Genomic DNA, 5,578 nt, shown 5'->3' with positions numbered 1-5,578 from the left:
GCCGGCGCCCGGGGCGGACGTGACCGTCCCCGGCGGCGCCACCCGGTCCGACTCGGTCCGGGCCGGCCTGAGCGCGGTCCCCGAGGACGTGGCCGTGGTCGTCGTCCACGACGCCGCCCGACCCCTGGCCTCCCCCGCCCTGTTCCGGGCCGTGGTCGAGGCGGTGGCGGCCGGCGCCGACGCCGCCGTCCCGGGCGTGCGGGTCCCCGACACCGTCAAGCGGGTGGGCGGGGACGGAGTGGTCGAGGAGACCCTCGACCGGGACCCGCTCGTGCTGGTGCAGACGCCCCAGGCCTTTGCCGGGGCCGCCCTGCGCCGGGCCCACCGCTCCGGGACCCATGCCACCGACGACGCCGCCCTGGTGGAGGCGGACGGGGGCCGGGTGGTCGTGGTTCCCGGGGAGCCGGACAACCTGAAGATCACCCGCGCCGACGACCTGGTCCGGGCCGCCGCCCTGATCGGGCGCGGGTAGGCCGGTGCGGGTCGGGCTGGGCTTCGACGCCCATGCCTTCTCGGACGATCCCGCCCGCCGGCTGGTCCTCGGGGGGGTCGGGATCGAGGGTCACCCCGGCCTCCAGGGCCACAGCGACGCCGACGTGGTGGCCCACGCCGTGGCCGACGCCCTGCTCGGGCCGGCCGGCCTCGGGGACCTCGGCACCCGGTTCCCCGCCTCGGATCCGCAGTGGGCGGGGGCGGACTCGGTGGGGCTCCTGCGCCTGGTGGTCGACGCCGTGGCCGGCGAGGGCTGGCGGGCGGCCAACGTCGACTGCGCCGTGGTCCTCGAGGCGCCGCGCCTGGCCGAGCACTGCCGGGCCATGCAGCTGCGCCTGTCGGCGGTCGTCGGGGCGCCGGTGACGGTCAAGCCCAAGAGCCCCGAGGGCCTGGGCACCCTGGGCCGGGGGGAGGGCGTCGCCTGCTGGGCGGTGGCCCTCCTGGAACGGGTCGGGCCGGCGTGAGCCAGCGGGGCGCGCCGCGGGGAGGCCGGCCCCGATCCGCCCGGGGGCTCGGGGGGGAGCAGGTCGAGGGCCGCCGGGCCGTCCGGGAGCTGCTCGCCGCCCGGCGCCGGCGGGTGCGTGACGTCTGGGTGGTCGAGGGCGCCGACCCCTCTCCGGTCCTCGAGGCCATCGTGGATCTGGCCACGTCGGGGCGGGTGCCCGTCCGCTGGATGGGCCGGCGCCAGATGGAGCAGGAGGCCCGGACCGACGCCCCCCAGGGGGTGCTGGCCCACGCCGACCCGCTGGACGAGGCCGACCTGGAGGAGCTGGCCCGGGGTACCCCGGGCCGGCCCGGGCCGGCGTTCCTGGTCGTGCTGGAGGGGGTGACCGACCCGCACAACGTCGGGGCGGTCATGCGCAGCGCCGAGTGCGCCGGCGCCACCGGGGTGGTCCTGGCCCGCCACCACGCCGTCCACGTGACCCCGACGGTGGCCAAGGCGGCGGCCGGCGCCATCGAGCACCTGCCGATGGCCCTGGTGCCGGGCATCCCCGGGGCCCTGACGACCCTGGCCCGGGCCGGGGTGTGGAGCGTGGGCCTGGATGCGGGCGCCCCGGCGTCCCTGTTCGGGCTGGAGGTGGCCGACGGTCCGGTGGCGCTGGTGCTGGGGGCGGAGGACCGGGGCTTGTCCCGGCTGGCCCGGGCCCGCTGCGACCTCCTGGTCTCGATCCCCCGGCGGGGCTCGCTCGAGGCCCTGAACGTGTCGGCGGCCGCCGCCGTGGCCTGTTTCGAGGTGGCCCGCCACCGAGGGTGAGCCCTCGGGCGGGCCGGGGAGCCGGCATCCGGGACACCCCGTGAGGGGGGTGGGCCGATCGGACTAGCCCTTGCGTAGCACTCCGTGGCGGATTAAAACATCCTATATATGACGTCCTGAGTGTTAAATCCTGCCCCTGGACCCAAAAATCACTGGGTGTGACCGTTGACACCCGCGGTGAGGGCTGCATATAAAGAACTAGTCCGTACGGGCTGGTAGCCCATCACCTAGCCGACACCGCACCCAGCGTCACACCAAACCAGGAGCAGAAATGGCCCCCCGCAGCGATTTCCTCACCACCACCGGCGAGATGACCGACGAACAGCTCGTCGAGCGATTCCAGGCAGGGGACGTCGGGGCACTGGACAGCCTGATGGAGCGGTACCGCCGCTTCGCCCGGTCCAAGGCCCGCGCCTACTTCCTCGTCGGCGCCGACGCCGACGACGTGGAGCAGGAGGGCCTGATCGGCCTGTTCAAGGCGGCCCGGGACTACCGGCCCGACCGGGAGGCCTCGTTCCGGGCCTTCGCCGAGCTCTGCGTGACCCGCCAGGTGATCACCGCCATCAAGACCGCCACCCGCCAGAAGCACCAGCCGCTGAACCAGTACGTCTCGATCTCGGCCGGGCGCCCGGGGGAGGACGGCAACGAGCGCTCCGGGGACGACATCCTCGAGGGGCACCACGCCCCCGACCCCGCCGAGCAGGTCGTGACCCGGGAGCGGATGGAGCGCCTCCGGACCTCGATGTCCGAGATGCTCTCCGGCCTCGAGGTCGAGGTCCTGTCGCTCTACGTCGAGGGCCGCTCCTACCAGGAGATCGGGGTGCAGCTGCAGCGCCACGTGAAGTCGATCGACAACGCCCTGCAGCGCATCAAGAGGAAGCTGGACACCCACCTGGTGAACGAGGCGACGGCCGAGTCCGACGCCCTCGCCGTCGCCTGACCGCTCGTCCCGGAACCAGTCCATGGGCTCGCGCCCGGGTACCTTGCCCTGAGGCCCGAGTAGCTCAGTTGGTCAGAGCACCCGCCTTGTAAGCGGGCGGCCGTCGGTTCGAATCCGACCTCGGGCTCTGAGGGTCTTCCCGGACCGAGGAGGCGACACCATGGCCCAACTAGAGGTAGCCCGTGACGGGTCGGTACTCATCGTGACGATGAACCGCCCGAAGCGTAAGAACGCGATGACGCTCACGATGTTCGCCCTGATGGACGACGCGTGGAAGACGCTGAGTCACGACGACGACCTGCGCTGCGCCATCCTCACCGGGGCCGAAGGGAACTTCTCGTCCGGCATGGACCTCCGGGCCATGGCCGGCGATGTGGACCCCGACGGCGCCATCGACGAGCAGGCCCGGCTGCGGGAGGACCCCGGCTTCATCATGCGGGGGCTGCTCAAGACCTACCGGCCGACCAAGCCGGTCCTGGCCGCGGTGGAAGGGGTGGCCATCGCCGGCGGTACCGAGATCCTCCAGGGCACCGACATCCGGGTGGCCGGCGAGAGCGCCCGCTTCGGGGTCTCGGAGGCGCGCTGGTCGCTGTATCCCATGGGCGGATCGGCCGTCCGCCTGCAGAGGCAGATCCCGTACACGGTCGCGGCCGAGATCCTCCTCACCGGCCGTCACATCACGGCCTCCGAGGCGCGCGACGTCGGTCTCGTTGGTCACGTCGTGCCGGACGGACAGGCGCTCGACAAGGCCCGGGAACTGGCCGCCGCCATAGCCGCCAACGGGCCCCTGGCCGTGGAGGCCATCCTCAAGACCCTGCACGAGACCGCCCACATGAGTGAGGACGACGCCTTCACCTACGAGTCGGCGTACACCAACGCGGTGATGGCCTCCGAGGACGCCAAGGAGGGCCCCCGGGCTTTCGCCGAGAAGCGGGCTGCGAACTTCCAGCGTCGGTAGGAGGTGGCGCACCCGGTCAGGCCGGTGGTGGACGGGTGCGGGGGATGCTTGCTTCGCGACCTCCTGGTTGGCAGGCTGGCCCCAATGCCTCTTTCGGACCAAGAGCGCGCCATTCTCGACCTCGAGCGCGCCTGGTGGCAGGAGCCCGGCTCCAAGGAGGCCCGGATCCGGGACCGCCTGGGCCTGTCGACGACCCGCTACTACCGGCTGGTCGGCGCGCTGATGGACTCCGCCGAGGCCTTCGCCTACGACCCGCTGGTCGTGCTCCGCCTGCGGCGGGATCGGGACCGGCGCCGGCGGGCCCGGTACGAGGGCCGGTCGGCCGACGGTCCCCGAGCCCGGTGAGCCCCTCGGCGCGGGGGGTCTTCCTCGTCGCCGCGGCGGTGGCGCTGGGTGTGGGGATCCTGTCCTCGATCGGCAAGAGCGGCGCCGCCTCGGGCCCGGCGCCCGCCGCCGCCGTGGTGACCTCGACGACGACCACGGCCCGGTCCTCGACGACCACCAGCACGACCCGGGCGCTGGCCACCCACTCGCCCTCGTCGGTGAAGGTGCTCGTGGCCAACGGGACCAGCGTGGCCGGGCTGGCCGGCAAGATGAAGACCAAGCTGGCCCCCGGGGGCTACGACCTGCTGGCTCCGACCAACACCACCTCGACAGCCCGGGCGTCGGCCGTCTACTACGCGTCGGGCTACCAGGGTGACGCCCAGGCTGTCGCCGCCGCGGCCGGGCTCGGCACCGGCACCCTCCAGGCCATGACCAGCCAGCTGCCGGTGGCCAACTCCTCGGGCGCCGAGGTGATCGTGGTGGTCGGGCCCGACCTGGTCAGCTCCCTCCACTAGGGACCGGGTGGCCGACGCCCGGGCCGGCGCCCTGCAGACCCTGCGGGCCGATCCCGCCCACACCTGCCTGATCAGCGACTTCGACGGGACCCTGTCCCCGATCGTGGACGACCACGCCGCCGCTCGGCCCCTGCCCGGCGCCGTCGCCACCCTGCTGGCGCTGTGCGCGAGCTACGGGCGGGTAGCGGTGGTGTCGGGCCGCCCCGTTGCCTTCCTGGGTGAGCGCCTCGAGCTGTCGACCCCGCTGCCCCCGGCCCTGCAGATCAGCGGCCTGTACGGGCTGGAGTGGCTGGAGGGCGATGGCAGGGTGCGAGTGGCCCCCGCCGCCGAGGAGTGGCGGGACGCGGTCGAGACGGCCGCGGGCCGCGCCGAGGCGGCCGCCCCGCGCGGCGTGCGGGTCGAGCGCAAGGGGTTGTCGGTGACGCTGCACTGGCGCCAGCACCCCGAAGGGGAGCGCTGGGCCAGGGGCTTCGCCTCGGCGTCGGCCGACGGGCTCGGCCTGGCGGTCCATGCCGCCCGCCGCTCGGTCGAGCTGCGCCCTCCCCTCCCGGTCGACAAGGGGACGGCGGTGACGGAGCTGGCGTCCGGCTTCGCGGCCGCCTGCTACCTGGGGGACGACATCGGGGATCTGCCCGCCTTCGCCGCCCTCGACGCCCTGCGCGACGCGGGGGTCAGCACGGTGAAGGTCGTGGCCGGCTCCGACGAGGCATCGCCCGAGGTCCTGGCCGCCGCCGACCTGGTGCTCCCGGGCCCGGAGGCGGCGTTGGCGTTCCTCAACGAGCTCTGCTGCTAACCCGCCCGGTCCCCTACGCCCCAGCCCCGCCGGCGGCCGTCATGCCCACCTGGGTGTCGAGCCAGTCGTGCAGCTCCATTGCCTTGGCCCGCTCCCGCACCGCCCGGGACCGTTCCTCGCGCTCTGGCCCCCCCAGGTCCAGGGCTGTGGCCAGGGCGTCGGCGGTGCCGCCCACGTCGAAGGGGTTGAGACCCACGGCGTCCCCGGCCAGCACGTCCCACGCCCCGGCCTGGCGGGACCGGGCCACGATCCCGTCGCGGCGGTTGACCACCGGGCCCTCGAGGGCCACCAGGTTCATGCC

Annotated in this window: 9 protein-coding genes and 1 tRNA gene; 9 read left to right on the top strand and 1 reads right to left on the bottom strand. The window is 74.1% G+C overall.

Going from position 1 to position 5,578, the window contains the following annotated elements:
* From VFW24_08935 to otsB, 9 genes are all read left to right on the top strand, one after another.
* Window positions 1–472 (top strand): 2-C-methyl-D-erythritol 4-phosphate cytidylyltransferase (locus VFW24_08935; protein HEX5266886.1); only part of this gene is annotated, 472 nt, incomplete at its 5' end.
* A gap of 4 nt (window positions 473–476) precedes the next feature.
* Window positions 477–956 (top strand): 2-C-methyl-D-erythritol 2,4-cyclodiphosphate synthase, encoded by a 480-nt coding sequence (gene ispF, locus VFW24_08930; GenBank protein ID HEX5266885.1) that lies wholly within the window; start codon window positions 477–479, stop codon window positions 954–956.
* Complete coding sequence (gene rlmB, locus VFW24_08925) at window positions 953–1,747, top strand: 23S rRNA (guanosine(2251)-2'-O)-methyltransferase RlmB (GenBank protein HEX5266884.1); 795 nt, start codon at window positions 953–955, stop codon at window positions 1,745–1,747. The genes ispF and rlmB overlap by 4 nt, the downstream gene beginning before the upstream one ends.
* Window positions 1,748–2,018: 271 nt before the next feature.
* Window positions 2,019–2,687, top strand: a complete 669-nt coding sequence (gene sigH, locus VFW24_08920) for an RNA polymerase sporulation sigma factor SigH (protein HEX5266883.1) — start codon at window positions 2,019–2,021, stop codon at window positions 2,685–2,687.
* Window positions 2,688–2,740: 53 nt separating this feature from the next.
* Window positions 2,741–2,814 (top strand) — tRNA-Thr (locus VFW24_08915).
* A 33-nt stretch (window positions 2,815–2,847) separates the two neighbouring features.
* Window positions 2,848–3,645 (top strand): crotonase/enoyl-CoA hydratase family protein, encoded by a 798-nt coding sequence (locus VFW24_08910; GenBank protein ID HEX5266882.1) that lies wholly within the window; start codon window positions 2,848–2,850, stop codon window positions 3,643–3,645.
* A gap of 84 nt (window positions 3,646–3,729) precedes the next feature.
* Complete coding sequence (locus VFW24_08905) at window positions 3,730–3,990, top strand: DUF3263 domain-containing protein (protein ID HEX5266881.1); 261 nt, start codon at window positions 3,730–3,732, stop codon at window positions 3,988–3,990.
* Entirely contained in the window at window positions 3,987–4,484 is a 498-nt protein-coding gene (locus tag VFW24_08900) for a LytR C-terminal domain-containing protein (GenBank protein HEX5266880.1), read from the top strand. Before VFW24_08905 ends, VFW24_08900 begins: the two co-directional genes overlap by 4 nt.
* Before the next feature lie 7 nt (window positions 4,485–4,491).
* Window positions 4,492–5,277: a trehalose-phosphatase gene (otsB, locus tag VFW24_08895; protein ID HEX5266879.1), complete on the top strand. Its 786-nt coding sequence runs from the start codon at window positions 4,492–4,494 to the stop codon at window positions 5,275–5,277.
* Window positions 5,278–5,290: 13 nt separating this feature from the next.
* On the opposite strand, the gene VFW24_08890 is transcribed toward otsB, so the two are convergent.
* Window positions 5,291–5,578: trehalose-6-phosphate synthase (locus VFW24_08890; GenBank protein ID HEX5266878.1), on the bottom strand; the 288-nt coding region annotated here is incomplete at its 5' end.

It is taken from the genome of Acidimicrobiales bacterium (genome assembly GCA_036273495.1).
Lineage (GTDB): Bacteria > Actinomycetota > Acidimicrobiia > Acidimicrobiales > JAJPHE01 > DASSEU01.
Note: the sequence above shows the minus strand (reverse complement) of the source record. Positions and strands in the feature narration are given on the sequence as shown.

Excerpts from the sequence above, each read along its gene's own strand:
- sigH (HEX5266883.1), top strand. The coding sequence starts at position 2,019 with ATGGCCCCCCGCAGCGATTTCCTCACCACCACCGGCGAGATGACCGAC.
- VFW24_08910 (HEX5266882.1), top strand. The coding sequence starts at position 2,848 with ATGGCCCAACTAGAGGTAGCCCGTGACGGGTCGGTACTCATCGTGACG.
- VFW24_08905 (HEX5266881.1), top strand. The coding sequence starts at position 3,730 with ATGCCTCTTTCGGACCAAGAGCGCGCCATTCTCGACCTCGAGCGCGCC.